General features: G+C 69.4%; 19 protein-coding genes and 1 pseudogene. 7 read left to right on the top strand and 13 right to left on the bottom strand.

The features are described from left to right. Nucleotides 1–54 precede the first annotated feature (54 nt). The 5 genes from MKK52_RS23470 to MKK52_RS23450 form a co-directional block, all read right to left on the bottom strand. Nucleotides 55–1389, bottom strand: a complete 1335-nt coding sequence (locus tag MKK52_RS23470; RefSeq protein ID WP_243958468.1) for an FAD-dependent oxidoreductase — start codon at nucleotides 1387–1389, stop codon at nucleotides 55–57. After that, complete coding sequence (locus tag MKK52_RS23465; protein ID WP_243958466.1) at nucleotides 1386–2567, bottom strand: acyl-CoA dehydrogenase family protein; 1182 nt, start codon at nucleotides 2565–2567, stop codon at nucleotides 1386–1388. The genes MKK52_RS23470 and MKK52_RS23465 overlap by 4 nt, the downstream gene beginning before the upstream one ends. A 58-nt stretch (nucleotides 2568–2625) precedes the next feature. Next, nucleotides 2626–3177, bottom strand: coding sequence for an OsmC family protein (locus MKK52_RS23460; protein WP_243958464.1), 552 nt, complete (start codon nucleotides 3175–3177; stop codon nucleotides 2626–2628). Between the two features lie 206 nt (nucleotides 3178–3383). Then, on the bottom strand, nucleotides 3384–4964 hold the full coding sequence (locus MKK52_RS23455; RefSeq protein ID WP_243958461.1) for a sigma 54-interacting transcriptional regulator: 1581 nt from the start codon (nucleotides 4962–4964) through the stop codon (nucleotides 3384–3386). 71 nt (nucleotides 4965–5035) lie between these two features. After that, complete coding sequence (locus MKK52_RS23450) at nucleotides 5036–7492, bottom strand: PAS domain-containing protein (RefSeq protein WP_243958459.1); 2457 nt, start codon at nucleotides 7490–7492, stop codon at nucleotides 5036–5038. 423 nt (nucleotides 7493–7915) lie between these two features. Here MKK52_RS23450 and MKK52_RS23445 point away from each other — a divergent pair, with 423 nt between their 5' ends. Next, the gene (locus MKK52_RS23445; protein ID WP_243958457.1) at nucleotides 7916–8392 is read left to right on the top strand and encodes a CYTH domain-containing protein; all 477 of its coding nucleotides are present in this window, start codon (nucleotides 7916–7918) and stop codon (nucleotides 8390–8392) included. 1 nt (nucleotide 8393) lies between these two features. Here MKK52_RS23445 and MKK52_RS23440 read toward each other — a convergent pair whose 3' ends face one another. Beyond that, nucleotides 8394–9587, bottom strand: a complete 1194-nt coding sequence (locus MKK52_RS23440; protein ID WP_243958455.1) for a YbfB/YjiJ family MFS transporter — start codon at nucleotides 9585–9587, stop codon at nucleotides 8394–8396. Between the two features lie 220 nt (nucleotides 9588–9807). On the opposite strand from MKK52_RS23440, the gene MKK52_RS23435 reads away from it, so the two are divergent. Further along, a complete protein-coding gene (locus MKK52_RS23435; RefSeq protein ID WP_243958453.1) occupies nucleotides 9808–10356 on the top strand; it encodes an invasion associated locus B family protein in 549 nt (182 codons plus the stop codon). A gap of 2 nt (nucleotides 10357–10358) precedes the next feature. On the opposite strand, the gene mdoH is transcribed toward MKK52_RS23435, so the two are convergent. The 7 genes from mdoH to MKK52_RS23400 form a co-directional block, all read right to left on the bottom strand. Beyond that, nucleotides 10359–12494: a glucans biosynthesis glucosyltransferase MdoH gene (gene mdoH, locus MKK52_RS23430; protein ID WP_243958451.1), complete on the bottom strand. Its 2136-nt coding sequence runs from the start codon at nucleotides 12492–12494 to the stop codon at nucleotides 10359–10361. After that, nucleotides 12494–14035 carry a glucan biosynthesis protein gene (locus MKK52_RS23425; RefSeq protein ID WP_243958449.1) on the bottom strand — a complete coding sequence of 514 codons (1542 nt, stop codon included), beginning with the start codon at nucleotides 14033–14035 and terminating at the stop codon, nucleotides 12494–12496. Before MKK52_RS23425 ends, mdoH begins: the two co-directional genes overlap by 1 nt. Nucleotides 14036–14164: 129 nt before the next feature. Then, a complete protein-coding gene (locus MKK52_RS23420) occupies nucleotides 14165–14608 on the bottom strand; it encodes a MucR family transcriptional regulator (protein ID WP_243958447.1) in 444 nt (147 codons plus the stop codon). A 420-nt stretch (nucleotides 14609–15028) separates the two neighbouring features. Next, nucleotides 15029–15190, bottom strand: a complete 162-nt coding sequence (locus MKK52_RS23415; RefSeq protein WP_243958445.1) for a YqaE/Pmp3 family membrane protein — start codon at nucleotides 15188–15190, stop codon at nucleotides 15029–15031. Between the two features lie 32 nt (nucleotides 15191–15222). Further along, nucleotides 15223–15576 carry a hypothetical protein gene (locus MKK52_RS23410; RefSeq protein ID WP_243958443.1) on the bottom strand — a complete coding sequence of 118 codons (354 nt, stop codon included), beginning with the start codon at nucleotides 15574–15576 and terminating at the stop codon, nucleotides 15223–15225. Nucleotides 15577–15650: 74 nt separating this feature from the next. Beyond that, nucleotides 15651–16004 carry a hypothetical protein gene (locus MKK52_RS23405; protein WP_243958441.1) on the bottom strand — a complete coding sequence of 118 codons (354 nt, stop codon included), beginning with the start codon at nucleotides 16002–16004 and terminating at the stop codon, nucleotides 15651–15653. A 96-nt stretch (nucleotides 16005–16100) separates the two neighbouring features. Then, on the bottom strand, nucleotides 16101–17210 hold the full coding sequence (locus MKK52_RS23400; protein WP_243958439.1) for a major royal jelly family protein: 1110 nt from the start codon (nucleotides 17208–17210) through the stop codon (nucleotides 16101–16103). A 138-nt stretch (nucleotides 17211–17348) separates the two neighbouring features. On the opposite strand from MKK52_RS23400, the gene MKK52_RS23395 reads away from it, so the two are divergent. From MKK52_RS23395 to MKK52_RS23375, 5 genes and pseudogenes are all read left to right on the top strand, one after another. Then, the gene (locus MKK52_RS23395; RefSeq protein WP_243958437.1) at nucleotides 17349–17636 is read left to right on the top strand and encodes a hypothetical protein; all 288 of its coding nucleotides are present in this window, start codon (nucleotides 17349–17351) and stop codon (nucleotides 17634–17636) included. Nucleotides 17637–17720: 84 nt separating this feature from the next. Continuing rightward, nucleotides 17721–20627, top strand: a complete 2907-nt coding sequence (locus MKK52_RS23390) for an EAL domain-containing protein (protein WP_243958435.1) — start codon at nucleotides 17721–17723, stop codon at nucleotides 20625–20627. Between the two features lie 43 nt (nucleotides 20628–20670). Then, a complete protein-coding gene (locus MKK52_RS23385; RefSeq protein ID WP_243958433.1) occupies nucleotides 20671–21810 on the top strand; it encodes a YihY/virulence factor BrkB family protein in 1140 nt (379 codons plus the stop codon). A 1056-nt stretch (nucleotides 21811–22866) separates the two neighbouring features. Further along, entirely contained in the window at nucleotides 22867–23112 is a 246-nt protein-coding gene (locus MKK52_RS23380) for a hypothetical protein (RefSeq protein WP_243958432.1), read from the top strand. An 88-nt stretch (nucleotides 23113–23200) separates the two neighbouring features. Further along, nucleotides 23201–24799: pseudogene (locus MKK52_RS23375) on the top strand (hypothetical protein); the annotation flags it as partial.

Here is a 24799-nt window from a genome sequence, read left to right as displayed (position 1 = left end):
TCTCCGGCGGGGTGGTCTCAGAAACTCTCAGCAACACTTGCGCCAACAGCGGCGCTAGGCGGCCAGCCAGGCGACGACCTCGCCGCCCTGGCGCTGCTCCATCGCGAGCCGGCGCTCGCTCTCCTCGGTGACGTGCCAGGGGGCGCCGGCGACGGGCACGCCGTGAAGCTCGATCGGGGCCGAGCGGGTCTTCAGGCGGATGACGGGGGCGGCATGGGCATAGCCGGGGCTCTCCCAGCCGAGGATCGCCCGCGCGATCACCTGAGCCTGCCGCGCCACCGGCTCGATGTAGCGGCACGGACTGCCGGCGATGCTGATGCAATCGCCGAGCGCAAAGATGTCGGGGGCGCTGGTGCGCAGCGTCGCCGGATCGACGGCGATGCCCTTGTCGAAGGCGATCCCGGCCCCGCGCACGAGGCGGGAGGGCGTCGCGAGCCCGGTCGCGGCGATAACGGTCTCGGCGACGAGGCTCGTCCCATCCGCGAGGGCGAGGGCGATGTCGCCCTCCTTCCGGCGGGCGAGGCCGTTCACCAGGGTGCCGCCGAGGAAGCTTACGCCGAGCCCACCGAGCCCGGCCAGCAGCCGGCGCGCGGCCTGTTCCGGCAGGAGTTCGGGCAGGGGCCGCGCCTCGGCGCCGATGAGCGTCACCGTGTGACCGGCCCGCGCCAGATCCTCGGCCAACTCGCACCCGACCAAGCCGGCGCCGATGATCGCGACGTTGCGGGGCTTCTGCGCCAGTTCGGCATGCAGGCCGGACCACGCGGCGAGGTCGTTCACCCGCCAGCACAGGCTGGGGTCGAGGCAAGCGGGCAGGGCGGGGCGGGCGCCGTGGGCGAGGACGAGGTGGGTGTAGGGCAGGGTGCCGCGCGTGGTACGCAGGCTGTGCCGCTCCGGCGAGAGGCCGATGGCGAAGGTCTCGCTCATGAGCCGCGCGCCGAGGCGGGAGGCGGCTTCCACGCCCGTCTCCCGGCGCAGGTCGGCGGGCGAGAGGCCGCGCCCGAGGGCGATAGAGAGTTCCGGCTTGTGGTAGAGGTCGCCGTCGCAGGCGGTCACGAGGGTGATCGGGATCGTGGCGTCCTCGGCGCGGATCGCCTCGGCCGTGCTCCAGCCGGCGAGGCCGGCGCCGACGATCACCACGCCCGGCCGCCGCTGCGGTGCGATTGCCACCGGGGCCGCCGCGACCCGGGTCCGACGCTGGTAGGGCTCGAAATCGGCTTTGGTCACGCCGCAGATCGGGCAGGCCCAATCGTCGGGAATGTCGGCGAAGCGCGTGCCGGGGGGCAATCCACCGTCCGGGTCGCCCTCGCCCTCGTCGTAGATCAGCCCGCAGGCCCGGCAGAGGAACTGTTTCCAGGAGCCGAGGCCGTCCGTGGGTTCGGGGGCGCTCATGCCCGACCCCCGGTGGCGGCCGGCAGGATGTCCTGCGAGAGCCGCGCCATCTCCCAGCGCAGGTGCTTGATCGCCGGGGTGACGATGGCGACGAAATGCGCCTCGCGGATGCGCCGCTGCGGCGCCGCCGACATCAGGTAGCCCCGCGCGCCCTGGTGCAGCAGCGCCGATTGCGACGCGCGGAGCGCCAGTTCGGCCACCTGGGCGCGGGCGTCGAGGACGTCGATCAGGTAGTCGGTCGCGCCCTCGAAGGGCGTCTCGGCGAGGCGTATCACGCGCGCGCGCAACTCGGCGAGTTCGGCGGCGATGGCGTCGGGCCGGTCGTGGAGGAACTGGTTGACGTGGCCGAGGGGCTCCTCGACCGCGTGCATGGAATCCAGGCTGCCCTCGGTGACGCCGAGGCCCATGCCGCATTGGAGCAGGATGAAGGCCGCGCGGATGCGGCCGATGAAGGGCCGGGCCGGGTCGGCGATCAGGTCGTCCTGGCCGACGAAGTACTCGTCCAGGCGCAGGCCCCAAGTGCTGGTGCCCTCCATGCCGGAGAATTGCGGGCAGGGCCGCAACTCGGCGCGGTCGCAGGCCAGCAGGAACATGATCTCGTGGCTGATCGCCTCGCCCGCGCCGACCACGCCCGCGATGGCCCCGCAATACTGGCCGGGCCCGATATGGCTGACCCAGGGCAGCATGCCGCTCACCCGGTAGCCGCCGGGGACGCGGCGGGCGCGGAGCAGGATCGGCTCGATCCCGGCAAACGCCTTCATCGGGTTGGACAGGGCGGTGCCGCCGAAGGTCCGGCCGGTCAGGTGATCGTCGAGCACGGCGCCGGTCAGCGCCGGGTTGCCCGATTGTTCGAGGTAGAGGCCGCAGACATCGTGGCACCACATCAGGAAGCCGGTGGCGCCGCAGGCGCGGCTGGCGGCCTGCATCGCGGCGAGGGAGAGCCCGAAGCGCCCGCCGTGCCGGTCGAGATGGACGCCGAGCGCCCCCGCCGCGCCGAGCTGGCCCATGATGTCGAGGGGGTAGTCGCCGTGGTCGATGCTCGTCGCCGCCGTGCTCAAGGGACCCTCGGCGATGGCCGTCGTCCGGGCGAGGACGGCCTCGTCCGTCCAGTCGGGGCCGACCGCCGAAGCCGCCCCGATGGGGGCCTCGACCAACCGAAGAGCGGGTGCGCTCGCCATCGTGCCGTCTCCTCAGGTGGGGGAAGGAGGCGGGGCGCCGAGGCCCCCGCCGCAGGGGTTAGCCGGCGAGGCCGATCGTGAACGGGATCGGGTTGCGCATGGAATTCGCCACCGGGGAGTAGGCGTTCGCGTGGCGGACGATCTCGTCCAGTTCCTCGCGGGAGGCGTCGCCCTCGATGGTCACGGCGACGCGGATTTCTTGGAAGCCCATGTCTTCCGGGGCCTTCTCGGCACCGCCGGCACCCCAGGCGGCCGGGTTGCCGATATCGCCTTCGAGATGCAGTTCGAGGCGCGACAGGCGGACCTGCTTCCAGGTCGCCACGGCGGTGATGCCCACCGCGAGGCAGCCGCCCAGGGCCGAGAGCACGATCTCACCGGGGGCCGGCGCGGTGTTCTCGCCGAACAGGTGCAGGGGCTCGTCCACCACGACGGGCTGATGGTCGCCGACATAGCTCAAGGAGCGGTACTGGCCGTCGACGACGGTGTGCACCTTGTTGGTGCCGCGCGAGCCCGGATTGTTGCGGCCCTTCTCCGCGAACTGCATCAGCCCGTCGCGGTCGATCGGGCGGAGATAGGCCGTGACGGTCTTGGGGGCGGCACTGGTGCTCATGGCGAGGGATCCTCCTTGCGCGAGCCCTGCCGGGCCCGGCTCGGCTGGGGTTTGGCAAGGCCGATGCCAACCCTCAAGGAGTGTCGGAAATTCTGAAAGATCGTTCTCCGGCAACGGCTTGCGTGGAGAAGGACGTTACCGCGCACGGGCCCGGCGGCAGGAATTGTCGACACTTTGTCGACAATGTCGGGCTTTGTCCGATTCGCTCAGTAGGCCGTCTGGAGCTTGCGCCAGCGGTAGAAGAATTGCCGCTCGGTCAGGCCGAGGCGCTGGGCGGCGCGGGTCTTGTTGCCCCCGGCTTGGGAGAGGGCGATGCGCAATTGCTCGTGGTCGTGCGAGGTCGCGGGGAGGTAGGGGCGGATCGGCGATCCCCGTTCCGGCGCCAACCCCGGCAATGGCCGTGACGTGGCGAAGCCCGCCATCCTGTCCCCTTCGAGCATGGGCCGCAGGTCGTCGGTGTCGAGGACGCCGTCTCCGGAGAGGAGGACCAGCCGCTCGATGAAGTTGGCCAGTTGCCGGATGTTGCCCGGCCAGGGCTGGCGGGTGAGGGTTCCCAACGCCGCCTGCGTCAGGTTCACGTTGCGCTGGTTGTCCTGGTTGGCCTTCGTGAGGAAGTGGAGGACGAGGTCGGGGATGTCGCTGCGCCGCTCGGCGAGCGGGGGCAGGGTGATCGGCACGACGTTGAGCCGGTAGAACAGGTCCTCCCGGAAGCGGCCATGGGCGACCTCGGCGGCGAGGTCGCGGTTCGTGGCGGCCACGAGGCGCATGTCCACCCGGATCTCGCGCTTGCCGCCCAGGCGGACCACCGTGCCTTCCTGCAGGGTGCGCAGGAGCTTGGTCTGGAGGACGGCCGGCATCTCGCCGATCTCGTCGAGGAAGATGGTGCCGCCGCTCGCTTGCTCGAACCAGCCGGCCCGCGCCTCCACCGCGCCCGTGAAGGCCCCCCGCTCGTGGCCGAACAATTCGGATTCGAACAGGCTGTCGGGGATGGCCGCGCAGTTCACCTTGATGAACGGCCGGTCCCGCCTCGGGCTCGCGAGGTGCAGGGCGCGGGCGAACAACTCCTTGCCGCTGCCGGATTCGCCGAGCAGCAGCACGCTCGCCGTCGCGTTCGCCACCTTCTCCACCTGCCCGAGCGCCCGCAGCAGGGCGGGGGAAGTGCCGATGATGCCGTAGCGGGCGCGCTTGATGCGCAGCTCCCGCGCCAGCATGTCGTTGTGCTCCTCCAGCGCCCGCGTCTTCCGCTCCACCCGCTCGTTCAGGGTCAGCAACTGGCTGACCATGGTGGCGATGATCCGGAGGATCGTCAGGTCGTCGGAGAGCGCCCGCTCCCGGTGGCGGATGCGATGGCAGGCAATGGTGCCGACGGTTCGGTGATCGACGCGGATCGGCAGCGCCAGGAACGAGACCGCGCCCCGCGGAAGCCGGGCACGCTCGACCGCCCGGCCGAGAAAGACCGGGTCCTTGTCGATGTCCTGCACGATGATGAGGTGACCGTCCTTGATGACGCGGCCGGTGATGCCTTCCCCCGCCGCGTAGCGCCCCCGGGCGGCCTCCTCCCGCGTCAGGCCGTAGGCATAGGCGATGCGGTAGCCGTCCCCGTCCGGTTCCTTGAGGACGATCCGCCCCCGGTTGAGGCCGACGATTTCTGACAGGAGATGCAGCATCTCGCGCGCGACCTGATCGAGGTGGATGCCCTTGCCGATCAGGTTCATCACCTCCTGCAGCAGGAACATCTCCTGGGTGCGCCAATGCGCGGAGGACGCACCCCTGACACGTTCATCCATCCCGCGGCGCCCTTCGAGGTCTCCCTGGCGGCGGAGATCTGCAAGCTTCGTGCAATCGTCCGCGCGGGGTCTCAGCCGCTGGCGGCCCTCCGGTTCACGACGCCGCGCAGGGCGCGGGCGACCTGCTGGGCGCTGTAGGGCTTGCGCACCAGCTCGAAGCCGTGGGCGTCGTCCCGGGCCAGCGTGTCGCTGTAGCCGGTGGTGAGGATCACCGGCAGGTTCGGGTGCTCGGTGCGGAGCCGCCGGGCCAAGGCGACGCCGCCCATCCCCGGCATGACGACATCCGAGAAGACGGCATCGAACCGGAACGGCACCCGCTCCATCTCGGAGAGGGCCGCCTCGGCGTTGTGCGCCCAGACGGTCGAGTGTCCGAGATCCTCCAGAAGCTGGGTGCAGAACCGCCCGACTTCGAGGTTGTCCTCCACCACCAGCACGCAGAGCGGGCGCCCGTCGGCCTGCCCGTCATCCGCGCCGGCATCGCTTTCCTTCGGGGGCGGCGGGGCGTCGACCTGGGGCAGGTAGAGGGTGAAGGTCGCCCCCCGACCGGGCTCGCTCACGACCTCCACGTCGCCGCCGGATTGCTTGGTGAAGCCGATCACCTGGGAAAGCCCAAGCCCGGTGCCCTTGCCGACATCCTTGGTGGTGAAGAACGGCTCGAAGATCCGCACCAGCAGATCCGGCGCGATGCCCGGCCCTTCGTCCGTCACTGAGATGGCGGCGAACGGCCCCGGCGCGCCCGCATGTCCGCGAATGGACGGTAGCGCCGTCCCGCAGGCGAGCCGGAGGGTGAGCGTGCCCTCGCCATCCATCGCGTCGCGGGCGTTCACCGCGAGGTTGACCAGGGCCGTCTCGAACTGGCTCGGGTCGGCCCGCACGTGGCAGGGCCCGTCGGGGACCTCGGTGACGATGTGGATGCGTGCTCCGGTCACGGCGTTCAGCATGTCGGCCACGCCGCCGAGGCGTTCTCCGACGTCCAGCACCTCGGGAGCGAGGGGCTGGCGGCGGGCGAAGGCGAGAAGCTGGCTGGTCAGGCGGGCCGCGCGGTCCACCGTGTCGGACACCGCTTCCAGGTAGCGGGTGCGCCGCTCCTCCGCGAGGTTCGGCCGGCGCAGGAACTCCACCGACGAGCGGATGATCGTGAGCAGGTTGTTGAAGTCGTGCGCCACCCCGCCGGTCAGCTGGCCCACCGCCTCCATCCGCTGGGCATGGCGCAGCGCCTCCTCGGCGCGGGCCAGTTGCTCCTCGCTGCGCAGGCGCTCGCTGACGTCCTGCGCGTATTGGAAGGCGCCGAGCCGCCGTCCCTGCGCATCCCGCAGCGTCGTGAACTTCAACTCGTAACAGTGCCGGGTCCGGGCCGGGTCGCCGAACTCCGCGATGATCGTGAACTCCTCGCCCGAGAGCGCCCGCGACCAGACGGCGCGCACGGCGTCCCAGTGCTCGGGATGATCCGCCAGCAGGTCGAGCAGGTTGTCGCCCGCCCTGGGCCGGATGCCGTAGAGGGCTTCGAACTCGCGGGCATAGGCGGCGTTCACGGCAAGGAAGCGGTAGCCGGAATCGAGGACGCCGACGAGGGCGTCGGTGGTCTCGAACACGTCCGCCCAGAGCTTGCGCTCGGACAGGGCCTCTGCGACCCGCCGCTCCAGCGTCGCGTTCATCTCGCGCAGGCCGTCCTCCGCGAGCTTGCGGTCGTGGATGTCCTCCACCACGCCGTACCAGCGGAGGATGGCGCCGTCGTCCCCACGTCGCGGCTGGGCGCGGGCGCGCATCCAGCGGGACGTGCCGGTGCGCGCGTCGCGGATGCGGTAATCGACATCGACCGGCTCGCCCGAGGCGAGGCATTGCGTGAACACGGTGACGGTCCAGGGGACGTCGTCCGGGTGCAGGGCCTTGATCCAGCCCGCGCCGTCCGGCTCGCCGGTGGCCTGCCCCGTCAGGTCGAGCCAGCGCTTCGAATAGGAGGTGATGTTGCCCTGCGGATCGCAGGTCCAGGGCACCTGCGGGTTCAGTTCGACCGTATGGCGGAAATGGTCCTCGCTCTCCCGCAGGCGGGCCTCGCCGCGCACCCGCGCCGTGGTCTCGGCGGTGACGCAGAACAGGCCGCTCACCCTGCCGAATTCATCCAGGACAGGCGAGTAGGTGAAGGACCACCAGCCCTGTTCGGAAGCCCCGTCCCGCGACAGGTCGAGCATGATGTCCGTGAGGGTCTGGCTCTCGCCCGCGAGGGTGGCCGCCACGAGCGGTTCGATCTCGTCCCAGATGCTGGCCCAGACCTCGCGGAAGGGGCGTCCGAGGGCGTCGCTCAGGCGGTAGCCGAGCATCGGCCGGTAGGCGTCGTTGTAGAAGCACCGCAGGTCCGGCCCCCAGGCGAGGAACATCGCGGTGGGGCAGGGGAGCATCAGCGCAAGCGTGCTCCGCAAAGCCGGCGGCCACGCCTCCGGCGGGCCGAGCGGGCTCGCCGACCAATCGTGGGCGCGGATCTCGGCACCCGTCAAACCTCCCGGAGGCAGGAACCGGAACGGGTCAGCCATGGAAGTCGCGACCCACCCGAGGGGCTGCCACCCGGACGAACAAGTTGCCGTGCATAGCTGTCGTCATGCCCACCGCACCGATGCCGGCACGAGTCGACCTTGCACGGCACCCGACGCTTTCGCGAGATCGGAGCCGTGGAAAGCCAACCCAAGTTTATAGGGAACCCCACGGGGCGCCCGTTGGTCCCACGCAACTGAACGCCTTTGAAGGTGAGAGCTTTGCCGGCGCTTTCGCCCGACTGCATGACTTTTGGGCAAGCCTGATCTGCAACCAAGGGGCGCAAATTCCCTTGTTCAGCATCGGGTCGATGCGGTCCGCCGCCTGTTGCGTAAGCGGGATAACGCGAAGCGGTCCGTGCCGCGCCCTTGCCTCCGGGCCAATTGCGCGTAACGACGTCGCATCGCGAACGCCCCAGGCCCTGCATGTCGATCGAGATCGAGCGGAAATTCCTCGCCCACCCGTCCGTGCTGGAGCATTGCCGGAACGGGGTCCGCATCGTTCAGGGCTACCTGCACACCGACGACGAGAACACGCTCCGGGTGCGGCGGATGGGCGAGCGCTACTTCGTCGCCTGGAAGGGCAAGCGGCAGGGCGCCGTCCGGCAGGAGATCGAGCGTGAGGTCGATGCCGCACTCGGCGCGGCGATGCTCGACTCGGTCTCGCCCCGCCACCGGGTCGAGAAGGTCCGCCACCGCATCGCGGCCGGCAGCTTCACCTGGGAGGTGGACCTGTTCGCCGGGAGCCTCGCCGGCCTCATCCTAGCCGAGGTCGAACTGACCCGCGAGGACGAGGACGTGCCGCTCCCGTCCTGGATCGGACGCGAAGTGACCACCGACGAGCGCTACCGCAATTCGCGGCTCGCGGCCGGGATGCGTCGGCCCCTGCTGGTCGCCGCCTGAATCAGGCCTCGGCCCGCCAGAGCCAGAGCGCGGTGAGGACCAGCAGGATCGTCGCCAGCGCCCCCGTCCAACTCAAGGCATCCCACCCGGCGACGCGGCCGGGGCCGATGGCCCGCACCATGAGCGGGCCGGCGATCTGGCCGGCGGCGAAGGCGGCCGTCATCCGGGCGAGGAGCGGCGTCGGATCATCGGGCCGCGCTTCCCGAGCGAGTTGCAGCCCCGCCATGGTTGCCACCATGAACGTGCCGCCCACGAACACCGCCGAGGCGGCGATGGCGGGCAGCGTCTGCACGAACAGGGGCAGGGCGGTGCCGAGCGCCATCACCGCCTGAGCCAGCGCCCAGATCCGCCGCCGCGAGCCCCGCGCGGCGAAGCGGGCCACTGCCGCCACCGAGAGGGCGGCGGCGAGGCCGAACAGCGGCCATGTCAGGCCGAATACCAGCGGGTCCGGTGCCAGGGCGCGGGCCATGGCCGGCAGGAACGTCGCGGGGACAATGTAGCCGAAGCCGAAGGTGCCGTAGCAGATCACGAGGGCCGTCTGCCCGCCCCCGCGCAGGGGGGCGACGGCGGCCGCCTCCCGCTCCGCGATTTGTGCCGGCTGCGTGCCCTGGCCGTGGGACAGGCCCTGGACCAGCAGGCCGCCGAGGGCGGCGATCACCCCCAGTTCGAGCCATAGCCTCTCCGCCGGCTGGACCCCGCCGAGCCAGGTCAGCACGCCCGCGAAGGCGATGCCGAGGCCGACGCCGGTATAGATCCAGGCGCCCAGCGCGGCGGCGCCCCGTCGGGCCAGTTCCGCGAGGCACCAGCCGCTGGCGCAGATCAGGGCCCAGGCGCTGAACACCCCCGCCGCCGCCCGCAGACCAAGGCCGAGAAAGCCGGGCGAGGAGGCCCCGACGGCGGCCATGGCGAGGGTCGTCACCGCGACGCCCAGGAGGCTGAGCAGCAGGCCCCGGCGGGGATTGCCCGAGAACCACGACGCGGTGAGCGCCCCGACGAAGTAGCCGAGATAGTTCGCCGCCGCCCATTCCGCGCCGGAGGCGACATCCAGCGTTCCGTCCCGGACCATGAGCGGCATGAGCGGGGTGAAGGCGAATCGACCGATGCCCATGGCGATGGCGAGCGCGACGAGGCCACTCGCGACGATGGGCCGGTTCGTGCCGGGGGAATGGGCGAGGGAAGGCGTAGGCTTCGTCATTGCCCAAGGGTTGAGCACGGCGGCCCCGCCTTGGGAACGCCCAATCCACCCCGGGGCTCGCGGTGAAACGCCTCCGGTAAAGCCGAACCGGTGCTTGTGCGACCGGGCGTGAGCTTGTATTCGATTTTATATTATCCAATTACATCTATAGATGTAACTATTGAGATAATACAACTAGCGATATCGGCCGGTACGGTCGATGCTCCCTCCGGACAATGTGATGTCACTGATACAAACCGGTCTGGTCGTCGCCTTCCTCCTCTGCGCCTCGGGCTTCGTTGCGTCGGCGGCCGGTCCCGCGCCGGTTCCGGTCGCGTCCGATCCGGTCGCGACCACCGCCGCCTACGGCGATTGGGTGCTCCGCTGCCAGCGGGTGAACGACAAGAGCCAAGCCTGCGAGGTCGCGCAGACCATCCAGGTGAAGGACAAGGACCGCACGGTCCCCGTGGCGCAGATCACCTTCAGCCGCGCGAAGCCCGGCGAGCCCCTGCGGATCATGGTCGTGCTGCCGACCAACATCGTGCTGCCGAGCAGCGCCGCCCTCGCGCTGTCGGAGAAGGACGCGCGGCCGATCGAGTTGCCGTGGCGCCGCTGCATCCCCGGCGGCTGCGTCGCGGAGGTCCAGCCCCCTGCCGAGGCGCTTAAGGCCTATCTGACCGCCGCCGAGCCGGGCCGGCTCACCTTCACGGACGCGACCGGCCGGCCGATGGTGCTGCCCCTCTCCCTGCGGGGCCTTCAGCCGGCCATCGAGGCGCTGAACCGGACCTGACGTCAGGCCGGTTCGGTAAGCGCGAGCGCGGCTTTAATGCCGTCGCGGGAGCCCAGAACGGCGGCCCGTTCGGCGTGGGTGAGATTCGCCCAGGCGTGGTCGAGGCTGTCCGCATCGGCGAGCTTGGCGCAGCCCACCACGAGGTTCGCGTCCAGCGGGCCTTCGCCGCGCCTACGGGCTGGCGGCAGAGCGTCGAGGTGATGTCGGCACAGGGCCGGATCGCGGATCAGGCGCTGCATCGCGTCCTCGTCCTGCATCTCCTGGCTCAACTGTCGGTAGAGGACCAGCGCCCGTTGCAGTGAGGGCGGCGGGGCGACCTCCTCCGGGATCCGCAGCAGGCCGAGGCGGCGCAGGGCGCGGCCGGCGCTGCGGCTCGACGTCAGCAGCACCAGCGGCACGGCGAGGCCGAGGCCCACCAGCACCGGCGTCATCCAGAGGAAGAGCGGTGTCGAGACCGCGTAGGCGGCGCCCGCCAGGATCAGGCCGAACAGCGTGTATTGCCAGTAGCCGCGGATGACGGCGCCGACCGGCACGCGCCCGTCGTCCCGGCGCTGCGCATTCCAGCCGGAATCCCGGCCGAGCAGCACGCCGACCACCGCCGAGGATTGGATCAGCATGGCGATGGGGGCGATCAGGCCGCCGACCAGGGTCTCGACCAGCACGCTGCCGAAGGCGCGCAGGCCGCCGCCGCAGGCCCGGCGCAGGCGGCTGTCGAACAGCAGGGTGATGTAGGCCATCAGCTTCGGCGCCAGCAGCACCGCCATCGTGGCGGTGAAGAGCTGCTCGGCGAGCACCGGATCGACCTTCGGCCAGTTCGGGAACAGCGAGGGGCCTTCGCCGAAATATTCGGGTCGCACGAAGCGCGATTGCAGCGAGATGAGCACGCCGAACAGCAGGAAGACCAGCCACAGGGGCGAGGTCACGTAGCTGCCGATGCCCATCATCAGGTGCAGCCGGCTGACCCAGTGGAGCCCCCGCGTCGGCAGCACGGCGGCGTGCTGCAGATTGCCCTGGCACCAACGTCGGTCGCGCACCGCGACGTCGGTGAGGGAGGGCGGGCTCTCCTCGAAGCTGCCGGGCAGGTCCGGCACCATGCGCACGGCCCAGCCGCCCCGGCGGATCAGGGCCGCCTCCACGAAATCGTGGCTAAGGACGTGGCCGCCGAAGGGCGTGCGCCCGCGCAGAACCGGCAGGCCCGCCTGCTCGGCGAAGGCGCGGGTGCGGATGATGGCGTTGTGGCCCCAGTAATTGCCCTCGGTGCCGTGCCAGCGGGCGATGCCGTGGGCGATGAGCGGGCCGTAGATGCGCCCGGCGAATTGCTGCATGCGCGCGAACAGGGTCGTGCCGTTCACGATCACCGGCAGGGTCTGGATCAGCCCGGTGCCCGGCTCCTTCTCCATCAGCGCGGCGAGGCGCACGACGCTGGCGCCCTCCATGACGCTGTCCGCATCAAGGATCAGCATGAACGGGTAGGCCCCGCCGAAGCGGCGCACCCAATCGGCGATGTTGCCGGCCTTGCGCTCGGTGTTCTTGGCCCGGCGCCGGTAGAAGATCCGCCCGTGGCCCCCCGTCCGCTCGCGCAGGGCGAGGAACGAGGCCTCCTCCGCGATCCACACGTCCGGATCGGTCGTGTCGCTGAGAATGAAGAAGTCGAAGCGGTCGAGCCGGCCGGTCGCCTGGAGGGATTCGTAGATCGCCTGCAGACCTGCCGCGATCCGCGCCGGGCTCTCGTTGTAGCAGGGCATCAGCAGGGCCATGCGCGTGCCGAGCTCCGGCAGAGTCTCGTCGGCATTCCTGCGGCGTCCGGCCAGCATGTCGATCAGGCCGCCGAGGGCGCTCGTGAAGGCGAGGGCGATCCACGCGAACAGCACGACGAAGAGGATGAGCACCGCCCATCCGAGGAAGCTCTGCCCCGCCCCGTTGAGGACGAGGTACATCTGCCGCCCGCCGATGGCGGTCATCACCACGGCGCCGCCGATGACGAGGAGCCGCCGCAGGGCGACACCCCGCGTCGGCGCGATCAGCCCGGCTTCACGGCGCGGCTCGGCGCGCAGCGACTGGACCGGCATGTCCAGCGGAGCCAGGGGCGGAAGGGCGGGAACCGTCGCCGCGTCGGACACGGCGTCCAGACTCTGCATCAGGCGGTCCAGCGGTAGAGCCAGGTCTCGGAGACCGGCCCCGAATCCCCGAGCAGGACGCAGCGCAGTTCCGCGAGCTTGGCGCCGCCGTGGCGCAGGTGGAAGCTCACCCGCCATCCCCCCGTCTCGGGGTTGGGGATGGCCGACACGTCGGTGACCTTGCCGACGCTCGTGCCGACCTCCGCGTGGAACGGCGTGTCGGCGCCCTTCCCCTTCACCGCCTCGCCGACCACGTCGATGACGAAGATGCGGCTGTTGTCCTCCGGCCCCGCGCCGATCAGGGTCCGGGTGACGCGCGCCAACTGGGTCGGCCAGGGCGTGTCCCAGCCCCAGTGCATCCGGTAGGTGTAGGTGTATTCGCCGTGGGCGGAGAGCTTGTCCTTCGGGCGCCAGAACGCGACGATGTTGTCGTTGGTCTCGTTGGGCGTCGGGATCTCCACGAGGTCGATGGCGCCTTCGCCCCAATCGCCGATGGGCTCGATCCAGAGGCTCGGCCGCTTGTCGTAGCGGGCTTCGAGGTCCTGGTAATCCGCGAAGATCCGGTCGCGCTGCATCAGCCCGAAGCCGCGTGGGTTGGCCTGCCCGAATACGCTGAATTGCAGGTCTACGGGATTGCACAGCGGGCGCCAGATCTGCTCGCCCTGGCCGGTCCACATCAGCAGCGCCTCGGAATCGTAGACGGCCGGGCGCCACTCGTCGAACCGGCGGGAATCCTTCGGCGACAACTGGTACATGCTGGTGAGCGGCGCGACGCCGGATTCGACGATGTCGACGCGGGGGTAGAGCACGCTCTCGACGTCGAACACGGTCGCGGTGCCCGGCCGCACGGTGAAGCGGTAGGCGCCGGTGACGCTCTCGCTGTCGAGGAGCGCATGGATCACCAGGGCCGGTGAGTCGGGCTTCGGCTTCTCCAGCCAGAACGAGCGGAAGCGGGCGAATTCCTCACCCTTGGAATTGCCGGTGCCGATGGCGAGGCCGCGCGCTGAGAGGCCGTATTGCTGCCCCTTGGTGATGGCGCGGAAGTAGCTCGCGCCGAGGAAGGCGCAGAGTTCGTCGCTGTCGCCGCCGCCCTGGCCCGGCACATGGATGCGGAAGCCCGCGAAGCCCAGCGGCTCGGTCACCCGGAACGTCGGGTCGTCGTAGCTGAACAGGTCGGCATTGTAGGGCACGGCGGTCGCCCTGCCGTCCGCGACCTCGAAGATGTCGACCGCCGGGCGGAAGAGGAAGCCGCGCGGGAAGAACTGCACCTCGAAGGGCAGCTTCTGGTCGCGCCACAGGGCGCGCTCTCTGCGGAAGCGGATGCCGCGATACTGGTCGTAGCTGAGGGACTTGATCGCCCCCGGCAGGTCGGTGGAGGGCGCCTTGAACGGCTGTTTCGACAGAGCCTGCGCGAGGCGGCGGACGGTCGATCCCTCGAACGGGCCCGGTGCGGGCTGCTTGTCGTTCGTCTCGGCCAGCGCGGCGCCCGGCAGCAGACCCCACTCCAGGAGGCCAGCCAGGGCCGTACCGGATCCGCCGAGGAGGACGTTGCGTCGATGCACGGGATTGGGTCTCTTCAGCGCGTCTCGGAGCTACAGATATAGCCAAGGTCGCTGAATGGTTCCCCGCTGTCCCGGCTAAGGCGTGGCGCCGGCCGCCGGGCGTCACCCGTGCGGCCGGTGCGGGTTGGTTCAGGCGGCCTTGCGGCCGGACTCGGCGGAGTCGGTCGGGCGGCCGAGGCCGAGGGACTTCGCCAGGTTCGAGCGCTTCTCGCTGTAGGACGGCGCCACCATCGGATAATCCGCCGCGAGGCCGAACCGCTCGCGGTAGGTCGCCGGGGAGAAGCCATGCGCCGCGAGGTGGCGCTTCAGCGTCTTGTAGCGGCGGCCGTCGAGGAAGCTGATGATCGCATCCGGCTGGATCGACTTGCGGACCTGGGCGGCGGACGGCTTCTCGACCGCCTCTTCCTGAACGGCGGGGGTGTTCGTGCCGAGGGCACCGAGGGTCTGGTGCACGGTGGCGATCAGGTGGGGCAGGTCGGCTGCGGCAACATGATTGTGCGACACGTAGGCGGCGACGATGTCGCCGGTCGCTACCATGAAGTCGAAGCCATGCCCTTCGGTTTCGTGAGACATTCGTGTGTTTCCATAATTGCACCCTCGACTTTGCGATGAGCTTAAACGCGGAAAAGTGCAAGGGGGAATGGTGTCGTAGGGGTGTATTACAGATCAGCGCTCAGCGAATGGCTGGATGCTCATCAGTAAGATTGTCGATTGTGGAAATCGTATGGCCAAGCTCGGCGTGGCGACCTGAGTACAGCGCGGCATCGCGCCTGTCGCGTTATGTATACTACCTAAGGTAGTGGCTTTGGACTAAGTTCGTTTTCTATGAATGTAATGAATGGTCGTAGCGAATGAATCGGTTATTTTGGCGTCGTCTCGACCGTAAAGCAAAGTAATTATACAATAAAATGAGCGCGGCGCGGCATTCCATTGAATGTCGCGTCGCGCTTAAATCTTGATCACAGACCTCGGGCTATCGTCGTGACGAGCCTGTCAGGCCGTCTCCTTCCGCGTGACCATCAGCGCCCAGATGGTCGCGGGGATCCAGCCGATCAGCGTTAGGTGGAGGATGATGCAGACGATGCCCTGGAAGATCTTCCCGCGCAGGAACATGGCGAGCCATGGCGCCAGGAAGCAGATGATGATCATGACCATGAAACGAGAACTCCTCGATGGCCGGGTGGCGATCAGTGGATCAGCATCAGCCCGACGACCAGAACGACGCAGATAGCTGCGAGAACGCCGCCGTAAAGCGGAAGGGTCCAACTGCGCTTGCCGTGCGGATCGGCGGCGTCGCGGACGCGCTCGGATGCCGCCTCGTTCTTGCGGGCGAGCTTCACCTCCTGCGACGTCGGCGGGGCGCCGCCGGCCTCCTCGCAGGTGCCGAGCATCGCGGCCCCGACATCGACATGCTCGATCTTGTCCCCGGTGCGGCCGCTATTGATGTCGCCCTTTAGCTGGGCGGCGTTCGGCCGGTCGTTTTCCGGCGGCTCGTGGGAATCGAGGTTTCCCGGCGGGGGTGGGGTTTCGGAGCGAAGCATCGTGGAGCCCTTGCAGTCGTGCGGGGCCAACGCGACACCGACGCAAAGGCTGCGTGCGGCGCGTCGCCACTTGCTCATGCCCCAGAGGACGCCTTCGCCTCTCGCCGGAATGCGCCGAGGAAACGGTTCAGCCCGGCGACGATGCGGCCGCCCTCGGGCTCCGGCTCCTTCGGCTCGGCTTCCTCGGCCAGATCGTCGGCGACCTGCTTCAGAACTTCGCCGACGAGCTGTGGCCAGGGCTCGCCCTTCTCCTGCAGCAGGCGGGCGGCCTGAACGAGCGCCTCGACCTGCTCCGACGGCAGAGGGCGCTCGACGATTTGCGCATAGCGCATCCGGGCCGCGAGCTCCGTCGCCAGACGGTGCACCTTCGACAGCCCTTCGGCCGGATCGTCACGGGTGGGAGCGGGCGTTTCGGTCAGCGGGAACATCACTTCGGGCGCGGCGGAGACATCCCGACTTTAGCCGATCCGTCGCGCGATGCAGCGGCGGCGGACGAGACATCCACCGCCGCGCGTTTCCGCGACTCAGTTCCTGACGGGCTTCGCGCCGATGTCGAGGCGATAAATCGTGGTGGGGAACTTCACCGTCGAGGATTCGCCGCCGTTCATGGCCGGCGTGCGGTTCATCTGCGCGGCCGGGATCCAGAGGCCGCCCTCGTCGTCGATCCACATGGCATCGACCCAGACGAGGCGGGGGTCCTGCACCAGGGTGCTGGTCGTGCCGTCCGGGGCGATCTTCAGGATGCGCAGGGCGTCAGTGTCGCTCGAATAGATGGTGCCGTCGGCGGCGATGGCCGTCCCACCCGTCGAAACGGTCGGCGCGAACAGCTTCACGTGCTGGGCGCGCTCCGCATCGCTGGCGGTCTCGTCATCGAGCCATTGGGTTCCGATGCTGTAGAGCGGCCCGGTGCAGGGCTGGTAATAGAAGGTCTTGCCGTCCGGCGAGACTTCGAGCTGATCGGCATGGATCGCCAGGAGCGTGCCCTTGTCGTCGCGCAGCACCCGGCCCTGGCCGGTGAGCGGACGCTGCGCGATGGTCGACCAATGCCCGTCGAGCACCCGCCACAGCTTGCCGGAGGCGAGATCGAGCACGATCAGCCCCGGATGCCCGGCGTCGGTGAGGTAGACCTTGCCGCCGTTGAAGCGGAAATCGTCGATGAAGCTCTTGTCGCTGGTGGCCGCCCCGAGCGGATACACCTTGCGGATCTGGTTCGTGGCGATGTCGATCTGCACGAGCTTCGGCCCGTTGGGCAGCGGGGCTTCGCCGAGCCCCGGCGCGCCCTTGTCGACCACCCACAGGTCGCCGTCCGGCCCCATGCGGATGGCGTTCACCGCGACGAAGGCCTTGGCCGGGTCGTCGCCCTGCTTCCAGGAATTCCACTCCTCGTTCGGATAGGCGACGACCTTGCCGTCCTTCCATTCGCCGAGTTCGATGCCCTTGTTCTTGCTCTGCCGCTGGAACGGCGAGAACACCCGCCCATCCTGCGAACGGGTGACGCCGTTGAAGACGAGGCTGTCGCTCTGCAGCATCGTCTTCAGGGCCGAGCCGTCGAACTGGGCGCCCCCTTCGGCATGGCCCGGCCCGCCGAGGCCGAAGGACACGAGGAAGGCGGCGGCGAGCGTCTGGCGGATCATGCAGGGTTCCTGAAGGCGTTCAGCCTCGAAAAAGCCCCCGTCGCGCGGCTGGTTCCCGGTGGCGACGCCGCAGCGCGGATGAACCTTCCCCCGCCCGATCCGTTGCCGCCCGGCTTCCCCCCGAACGGATCGGACCTCATGCGGCTCACCTTCCTCGCCCTGTCGCTCGCCCTCGCATCGCCCGCCATGGCACAGACCGTCACCGGAGGTGCGGGCAACACGGGCGTCACCCCGCCCGCCAGCGTCGGCGGCGTCACCCGCGGCGAACGCGACCTCGGCACGAGCCCGGTCACGCGCGGGAACGAGGCCAATCCCAGCAACTCGCCGATTCCCGGCACGACGCCCGGCGTGAACATCGGCGGCACCAACACGAGCGGCCCGCCCGGCACCGGCGGTGCGGCCGGCGGCCCATCACTAGGCCGTTAGAATATCGCCGACAGGTTGCAAAATAACACATCTTAAAGTTGTGTGAGTCCATCGTCCCCCAACTGTCGGGGGCTCGATGGACTCATGTACCGCGCGTTCTTCTGCCTGACCTATGAACACACGGCCTGGGCGGTGCCGCTCGCCGCCCTGGTCTGCTGGTTCTCCTGCCTCGCGACGCTCTACCTCCTGCGTCAGTCGCGGGCCGGCGCGCAGGCGAGCCATACCGCCTGGATCCTCGGAGCGGGTCTCGCGGCCGGCATCGGCATCTGGTCCACGCATTTCATCGCGATGCTCGGCTACGATCCCGGCTTCGGCATCGGCTACGATCTGTCCCTGACCCTCCTGTCCCTCGGCGTCGGGGTGGCCTCCTCCTGCACTGCCCTGGTCCTCGCCCGGCACCTGCCCGGGGCGGCGGGGGCGGCCTTTGCCGGGGCGGTGCTCGGCCTCGGCATCGCGGCGATGCACTTCACCGGCATGGCCGGCGTGCGCCTGCCGGGCTTCTTCGCCTGGAACATCCCCATGGTCGGCGTCGCCCTGGTGGCGGGGACAGGCCTCGCCGCGCTGGCGCTCACCGAAGCCCGGCGCGCGGCCGGGCGCGGCGCCGACGTAGTGTCGGCCACTCTTCTGACCGGAGCCATCGCCTGCCTGCACTTCATCGCCATGGCGGCGGTGGAGATCGTGCCGGATCCGACCTTCGTGCCGGAGGTGAACACCTTCCCGCGCGGCGCGCTGGCGCTCGGCATCGCGGCGGGCATGCTGACGATCCTCGCCATGTCGGCGCTGGCGCTGTTCGTCGAGCACCTGCACCGCACGAACCGCAGCCTGCGGGAAGGCAAGCAACTCCTGCGGGAGAAGTCCGAACTGCTCGACACGGTCCTGGAGACGATGGACCAGGGCCTGATGATGGTCGATTCCGCCGGCACCGTGCGGGTGTGCAACGAGCGCGCCGTCGCCCTGCTCGGCCTGCCGCCCGCGCTGATGCGCGCCCAGGCCGCCTTCGAGGCGGTGTGCTCCCACCTGATCGCTGCGGGCCGCTTCGCCCAGGCCCCGGAGCGGCTGCGCCACTGGTCCCTCGACGGGATCGCGATGGGGGAGACCTACGCCTTCGAGCACGAAGGCCCGCAGGGCAGCGTCGTGGAGGTGCGGCTCGTGCCTCTCGCCGGCGGCGGCGCCGTGCTCACCTTCACCGACATCACCGCCCGCAAGGCCGCCGAGATCCGCGTGACGCAGAGCGAGGCGCGGCTGGCGCTGGCCCTCGACGCCGGCAGCGACGGCCTGTGGGATTCCGACCTCGCGACCGGCGCCGCGTGGTGCTCGGAGCGGTGGTGGCAGGTGCTGGGCTACCAGCCCGGCGATCTCGAAGCCCATGCCCGCACATGGCGGATGCTCGTCCACCCCGAGGATGCGCCCCTCACCGAGCGCACCCTGGAAGACCACCTCGAAGGCCGCACGGCGCTCTACGAGTGCGAGCACCGGATGCGCCGCAGCGACGGCACCTGGGCGTGGCTCCTCACCCGGGGCCGGGTGGTGGCCCGCGCCGAGGACGGCCGCCCCCTGCGCTTCGTCGGCACGCAGATCGACATCAGCGCCCGCAAGGCCGCCGAGGGCCAGATCGCCCACATGGCCCGCCACGACGGCCTCACCGACCTGCCGAACCGCGCCCTGTTCTACGATCGCCTCGACGAACGCCTCGGCGAACTCCGGCAGCGCGGGGGTTCGGCGGCGGTGCTTTGCCTCGACCTCGACCGGTTCAAGGCCGTCAACGACCGCCTCGGCCACCTCGCGGGGGATACGGTGCTGCGCGCCGTCGCCCACCGCATCCGGGTGGAGGTGCATGCGGAGGATGTGGTCGCCCGCCTGGGCGGCGACGAGTTCGCCGTGCTGGTGGCCGAGGGGGGCGACCTCGCCGCCATCGAGGATCTGGCGCGGCGCCTCATCCTCTCCGTGAACGCGCCGATCTCCTTCGGCGAGCAGCGGATGGAGGTGGGGCTTAGCATCGGCATCGCCCTGGTGCCGGAGCACGGCCAGAGCGGCGAGGAGGTGTTCAAGCGCGCCGACCTCGCCCTCTACCGCGCGAAGCTGGAGGGGCGGAACACCCACCGCGTGTTCGAATCCGCCATGGACGAGGCGGTGGCCGAGCGCCGCGACCTCGAATGCGACCTCCGCGACGCCATCGCAGCGAACGAGCTCACGCTCCACTACCAGCCGCAGATGACCACGGGCGGGCGGGACCTCGTGGGCTTCGAGGCGCTGGTGCGCTGGCGCCACCCCACGCGGGGGCTCGTGCCGCCGAGCGTCTTCGTGCCCCTAGCCGAGGAGAGCGGGCTCATCATGGCCCTCGGCGAATGGGTGCTGCGGGCGGCCTGCCGCGAGGCGGCGAGCTGGGATCGGCCCCTCAAGATCGCCGTGAACCTCTCCCCCCTCCAGTTCCAGCAGCCGGACCTCGCCGAGCGGGTCCTCGCCATCCTGGCCGAGGCGGGCCTGCCGCCCGCGCGGCTCGAACTGGAAATCACCGAATCGGTCATCATCAACGACATGGCCCGCGCGCTCAGCATCCTGCGCCGGCTCAAGAGCTTCGGCATCTCCATCGCCATGGACGATTTCGGCACCGGCTATTCTTCCCTCGCGACGCTGCAGGCCTTCCCCTTCGACAAGATCAAGATCGACCGCTCCTTCGTCGGCCATGTCGAGGGAAGCCCCCAGGCGGCGGTCATCGTCCGCGCCGTGCTCGGCCTCGGGCGCAGCCTCGGCATGGGCGTGGTGGCCGAGGGCGTGGAGACCACCGATCAGATGCGCTTCCTCACCGATGAGGAATGCGACGAGGTGCAGGGCTACCTCGTCGGCCGGCCCGAACCCATCGAGGTCTTCGCCCACTACCTCCGGGGCGAGGGCGCGGCGGCGGCCTGGGCCAGGGATGGGCAAGCCCGCCTCGCACCCCCCGAAAGACAAACCGGCCGACCCCTGAAACGCGCCGGGTCGAACGGAGGTTAGCCGAAGGAATTCGGGCGCATTCCCGAATGAAACGGGGGCGTCGATGCCGGATTCACCTTCCCCACGTCACGACGGAACCACGGGCGCGGCGTCCCTCATCTGGACGCTCGGCCTCGCCACTGCCCTCGTCGGCCTCGTCGCCCTGCCGAGAACCCGCACGCCGAGGCCGCGGGAGGGCGACGCCCGCGAGCCCTCGCCCTCCCATTCCGGCCCCGAGGCCGAACACGTCGCCCGCACCCAGGCCGACCGGGGCCGCAAGGCCGCCACCCCCAAGGAGATCCCCGCCGCCGGCTGGAAGGACATCCTCGTGCGCACGTGGCGGGATGTCGGCGAGAACCGAATCATGCTCGTCTCCGCCGGCGTGACGTTCTTCGCCCTGCTGGCGATCTTCCCCGCCATCGCCGCCCTGGTCTCGCTCTACGGCCTCGTGGCCGACACGGCGACCATCTCCGAGCAACTCGGCAGCCTGCAGGGCATCCTGCCCCAGGGCGCCCTCGACATCGTCGGTGAGCAGGTGACGCGCCTCAACGAGAAGGGCAACACCACCCTGGGCTTCAGCCTGCTCCTGGGCCTCGCCCTGTCGCTCTGGAGCGCCAACGGCGGCATGAAGCACGTCTTCGATGCGCTGAACCTCGTCTACAACGAGCGCGAATCGCGCGGCTTCTTCACCCTCAACCTCGTCTCCCTCGGCTTCACCGCCGGGGCGCTGCTGTTCCTATTGTTGGCTTTGGCCGGCGTCGTGGCCCTGCCCATCGCCCTGAACTTCCTCGGCCTCGGCGAGGGCGCATGGTGGCTCTCGCAATTGCGCTGGCCGGTGATGTTCCTCGCCGTGCTCCTCGGCCTCGCGCTGCTCTACCGCTATGGCCCCAGCCGCGACGCCCCCCGCTGGCGCTGGGCCACCCCCGGCTCCGCCCTGGCGGCGTTCCTGTGGCTCGGCGGCTCCCTGTTGTTCTCGTGGTACGTCGGCAACTTCGGCAAGTACAACCAGACCTACGGGTCCCTCGGCGCCGCCATCGGCTTCATGACCTGGATCTGGATTTCGACCACCATCGTGCTGCTGGGCGCGCAGTTGAACGCCGAGATGGAACACCAGACCGCCGAGGACACGACGGTGGGCCAACCCCAGCCCATGGGCACCCGCCGCGCCCGGATGGCGGACACCGTGGGGCAGGCGGCCGAATGACCGGCAAAGGGGTGTGGCGCGAATGCCACGCCCCGCCGAGATTGCGCGAAACCCCCGGCCCCAGCCGGCGGAACGCCCAATCGGGGGCCGGAACGCCGGGTATCCCACGCCCAGATTCCCGGCCCATCCCGCAAAGCAACACCGCGAAAAACCGCCTTTCCTCCAATGCCGAAGCGCATCCCGAGAGCATCACCGCGCCATCATGCGGACCAGCGGCGGCGTTTGACTGGACAGGATCTCGCGGGAGGCCCCCGGTCGCCCCCGGAACACTGGAAGGCGGCGCCGTATCGCCCGCTGTTGCGCCATCCACCTCGGCTGAAGACTGAAGACGCCGCATCCCCCCACGAGTCCCCACGCCCACGCCGCCACGGGCCGGAGCGCACGCCGCCCGCCGGAAAGCGCCCCGGAACCGGCCCGCCAACGCCCCCACACCCCGCCCCTCGACACTATCGCGACCAAAGCGATTGCCACGAGATCTTCGCCGACATCCGTGCCGGGCCGGAAAGTCAATCGCGACGCCACGGGGCCGATCATCGGCATCGCACCGAAGCTCGGCAAATCCCGGCAGGATCATGCGACCGCCACGGCGGACAATCCTGAAGAACGCGGTCTTCGCCGCAGAAATCTGCGCAGCGCCACGCGTACTGAGTTTCACCGAGCCGATGATCCGAGAGCTACGGCCGACCGCGCGCCAACATCCGTTGAGCCACCGAGAGTGCGAGCCACCGATCACACAGTTTCGCCGATGAACTGTCGATGGGTTGCTTTCCGACTTGTTAAGCAATGCTCGGCCGCAACTCGTTCACCTTAGTGATGGAACCGCCCCTCGCCCTGCGTTGACAGGGTCCTGTGGCTCGGACATCACCAATTCGCTTCAAGTAATACGACCAATATTACTTCAAGTTGCAGCTCAAAACAATGCAATCAGCGCTGAGCAGGCAACTTGTTAGGCTGGATCGGGCAAGAGTTCGTGATGTTCGGTGTCTTTCGAGGCGCCGTGACGAAACCGAAGCCTGCGAATGCTGGGAGCGGGGCCGAGGGGTCGGGGGTGATCGGATGCGCGAGCGCAAATCGGATGGCCGGTTCGAGGACGCGGGCCAGGACAGCCAAGGGGAGGAGGACCGCCGCGCGGTCCTCGTCGCCCTCATGCTGGCGGCGGTCTCCGGCTTCGTCATGGGCCTGATCGTCCACGGCGAAGCGGGCCTCGCACTCCTGGCGACGTTCCTCGTGCCGAGCATGGGCTTCGCCGGCTGGTGGCTCCGCGGCGCCTTCGAGCAGGACCGGCTCCAGACCGAGCCCTGACCCGACATCCCAAAAACGAATTCGCTGCCCGCCCGAAGGCGAGCGGCTCAACGCGACGGCGACGGCGCGACCATCATCGAGGGTGAGCATGAACACGAACCGCACCAACCGGCCCGCCGACCAGAAGGGCCGCCGCCTCGTCCACGTGGGTTACACCGTGGGCATCCAGGGTAATCTCTCGCGCGGTATGCGCAGGCGCATCATGGCCGTGCTGCGGCTGTCGTCGCTGTGCATGGCGTTCGGTCGTCGGGCGCGATTGGGGGCGCTCGGGGCGGGGGCGGTTCTTGCGACGTTCGGGGGAGTCGTGCCTGCCATAGCTGTCACCGAGACGTCTTTGGGAGATATGGCAGTTACCGATGGTATCAGTTCAACGGCCATAGGATTTCAATCAGCAACCCACGGTTCTGGGGCCACCGTTATCGGAAGTTATGCAAACGCCATCGGTCAAGGCGCTATCGCAGTTGGTGAGTCAGCAAAGACCAACGCTGAATATGCTATCGCGATAGGAATGTATGCACAAACGAACGTCGCGCATAGTGTATCGATCGGCGACAGCTCCAGTGTCGTTGCGGCGGCTACGCCTGTGTCTTCGGCGACGGTTGGTGGAGTAGCGTTGACGGGTTTTGCGGGTACGTCTTCAGTTGGTGTGGTGTCTGTGGGCACCGTCCAAAGAGGAGCCGTTGCTGCGCAAACCCGTCAGATCCAGAACGTATCGGCCGGGCGAGTCGCTGCGGATTCAACCGATGCGATCAACGGCAGCCAGCTTTATGCGGCGGTCTCGGCCGTCTCGGCCGCGTCCGGTGCCAGCGATACACCCGCGATTGGGTCTGGCGCCAATGCGTCGGGGAGTGGGGCGGCGGCCTTTGGCTCGTCCGCCAATGCGGCGGGGTCCTATAGTCTGGCCGCGGGCTATCAGGCATTCGCGAAGACTCAGGATTCGGTCGCCCTCGGCTCGCAGGTGTCGGCGACGGGGTCTGCGGCGGTCGCGATCGGCCACGCCAGCCAAGCCTCGGGCGACCAAGCGACCGCGGTGGGACCCCAGGCGACCGCCTCGGGCGTGAACAGTTTGGCCCTGGGCTACAAGGCCAAGGCCAGTGTCGCCAACAGCGTCGCGTTGGGCGCCTATTCGCGCGCGGCGTCCCCCGTCAACGTGTCGGACGCCACGATCGGAATTACGACGTACGGCGGCTTCGCGGGAACCACGCCCACCGGCACGGTCTCGGTCGGCGGCCAGAATGTCGATACGCGTCGCTATGATACGCGCCAGATCACGAACGTCGCGGCCGGCCAAATCACCGCCGACTCAACGGACGCCATCAACGGCAGCCAGCTGTACTCGGTGGTCTCCACCACGCAGGTGCAAATCGCGCCGCTGACGAGCCCTGCGCCTGCGATCGGGTCCGGGGCGGTGGCTTCTGGCTGGAACGCGGTGGCGATCGGCTACGAGGCGCGGGCGACCGACAAGCTGGCCACGGCGGTGGGCAACCAAGCCAGCGCCGTCGATGCCTACACGACGGCGGTGGGCACGGCGACCCGGGCGTCGGGGGAGGGCTCGCTGGCGCTGGGCAGCGCGGCGAACGCGGCGAGCGTTCATACGGTGGCGCTGGGGATGAACAACGTCGCCGGGGCGGCGGGCGCGGTGGCGATCGGGTTCAATGCGAACGCGTCGGTGGGGCGCAGCGTGGCG

Origin of the sequence: Methylobacterium sp. J-067 (assembly GCF_022829465.1) — a bacterium.
Classification (GTDB): domain Bacteria; phylum Pseudomonadota; class Alphaproteobacteria; order Rhizobiales; family Beijerinckiaceae; genus Methylobacterium; species Methylobacterium litchii.
The sequence above is the reverse complement of the archived record's forward strand: the minus strand, read 5'-3'. Positions and strand labels throughout refer to the sequence as shown.